2 protein-coding genes are annotated in these 2,445 nt (G+C 36.6%); one reads left to right on the top strand and one right to left on the bottom strand.

Annotated features, from left to right (window positions below; all coding sequences use genetic code 11):
* The first annotated feature begins 299 nt into the window (after positions 1-299).
* Positions 300-848 carry a hypothetical protein gene (locus GQR39_RS19900; RefSeq protein ID WP_165736419.1) on the top strand — a complete coding sequence of 183 codons (549 nt, stop codon included), beginning with the start codon at positions 300-302 and terminating at the stop codon, positions 846-848.
* Between the two features lie 103 nt (positions 849-951).
* Here GQR39_RS19900 and GQR39_RS19895 read toward each other — a convergent pair whose 3' ends face one another.
* On the bottom strand, positions 952-2,202 hold the full coding sequence (locus GQR39_RS19895; protein ID WP_024590868.1) for a sodium:proton antiporter: 1,251 nt from the start codon (positions 2,200-2,202) through the stop codon (positions 952-954).
* Between the last annotated feature and the right edge of the window lie 243 nt (positions 2,203-2,445).

Below are 2,445 nucleotides of genomic sequence, written 5' to 3'. Positions count from 1 at the left end.
TAAAACAAACCTAATAAGTGAGAAAAATTAACCTATAGACCTTAGTCTAATACGTTTAAATTTTTTCTATATATTTAAACAACTTACACACCATATTACGTGCCTAAAATCGCTACTTTGCATTTTAAAATACATATAATTATTTATGCTTTTATTTAGTCGGTTTTATTTTAAGCACCTTGCTTTGGCATAGCTGAGTAACAATCAAACAAATTTATACATTTAATTACATGCAATACTAAGTCATGTATTTATAATTATGCCTCTGGTAACTTTTCATCATTAATGGATTAACTTTTTTGAAACACACACTTCCTCTTTTTGTTTTATTAAGCACGCTTTTATCATTTAGCCAAAATGCTAACGCAAGGCTTTTGCTCGGTAATGACATGCCTAACACCGGTATGTTTATAAAATCAGAATTTAATGGCGATAGCAGCATTACATCTGCGGGTGTAGAAATGATGGTCAAACAAAATTACAGTAACTTTGTTGTTGTTTTTACAAGCGCAATTGGCGCGGCAGTAATCGATAATAAACAAGGCGAGCAAGAAGAATTTATAACGTGGGACAACGGCATGAAGCTTGGTTATTTTAATGACTTTTTTATATACGCCGAGCTTGGCTTAGATCTGTTCGAACTCGCCTTTAAAAACGATAGAGGCGATAACACCTACCAAATAGAAAAATCGAACAACGACATAGACGGTTACGCAGGTATAGGTGCGGGTTATCACTTTAAGCCATTTAAAATAGAAGTATTTACTCGAGCACGCCAAATAGATGGCGACTACTGGGAAGCACAAGAACATATTTACAGCGGTGTACAGCTCAGCTTTACGTTTTAATTACCCTTTTTTTATAAGAAAAATAAAAAGCGTGTGAAATACAGCTATTTCACACGCTTTTTAAAAAATTACATTTAACAGGTTTGATCTAACCAATTTATATTTAACGGATAGTTTTGGCTACTTTACCAATACTCAAACCCTGAATTAAAATAGAAAACACCACAACCGCATAAGTAAGAGCTAATAAAATATCGCGCTCGTTCCCATCAGGTAGTTGCAATACCAGTGCAACCGAAATACCACCACGCAAGCCACCCCAGGTTAAAACTTTCCATGCACCAGATGGCAACTCTAATTGCTTGTTAAATGTAGTGGTTGTTATACCCACAACAATTAAACGTGCGAGTAACGCTATTAAAATTGTTAAGCCACCAGCAATAAACAAATTACTCGAAAATGCAATCATGACGACTTCAAGCCCTATGAGTACAAATAAAATGGCATTTAAAATTTCGTCAATCAGCTCCCAAAATAAATCAACGTAATGGCGTGTTTTGTCGCTCATAGCCATACTACGACCATGATTGCCCACCATTAACCCCATCATTACCATTGCAAGTGGGCCCGACAAATGCCAATGGCTTGCAAGTGCATAACCACCAATAACGCCCGCTAAAGTAAGGAGTACTTCTTCTTGGTAACTATCAATACTTTTAAGTAAGTAATATAAAATACCACCTAATACCAAACCAAAAACAATACCACCACCCGCTTCAACCGCCAGCGTGTGCGCTACATAATAGGTTGTAGGAATATCACCACTTGATAAAACACCCAATAAAAGCACAAAAATAACCACGCCTATACCATCGTTAAACAACGATTCACCCGCAATCACGGTTTCAATACTTTTAGGCGCACCCGCAGATTGTAAAATACCCATTACCGCAATCGGATCGGTCGGCGAAATTAATGCGCCAAACAGTAAACACCAAATAAACGCTAAATCAAAACCAAGCAAAGGAAGTACTAAATAAAGCGCGCCTGCAATAATAACCGTAGATAACAACGTACCAACACAGGCCAAAATACCTATTGGCAATTTATAGCGCCTTAAATCGCTAACATTTACATGTAGCGCCCCAGCAAAAAGCAGCATAGAGAGCATGCCATCAAGCAAAACTTCAGTAAAATCTAACTGATCGAGCAAGCTCACTTCGTAATCTATAAGATCATCAAACCCTAAAAAGCCCAAAAATATAGCGCCGATAGATAAAAGCATCGAAATAACCATAACGCCAATGGTTGTTGGCAAGCCAATAAAGCGATGGTTTACATAGGTGAGTAACGCGGTAATTGATAAAAATATCGCACTTATTTCAAGTACGCTTAGGCTGGTTCCTGGTGCCATGGTTTAAATCTCAATATTTATTTAATGATGCCTTGCTCAAAACAAGCAAAGCAGAAGGGTTATTATTTTTTATACGGTTATCTCGCATTATATTCGCGTAGCCTAAACAAGCATACCCAAAATATTAATTATAAATACACCCTACTCTATTAACGTATTTAAGGTATTAACTTACGCATTAAATAAAACAAAAAAGCCCATGTTAGGAATTAACCTAACATGGGCTTTTTTACTCTCGCTATT

Origin of the sequence: Pseudoalteromonas sp. C8, assembly GCF_011378685.1 — a bacterium.
Classification (GTDB): Bacteria; Pseudomonadota; Gammaproteobacteria; order Enterobacterales; family Alteromonadaceae; genus Pseudoalteromonas; species Pseudoalteromonas arctica.
This window is presented reverse-complemented; position numbering and strand designations above follow the sequence as displayed.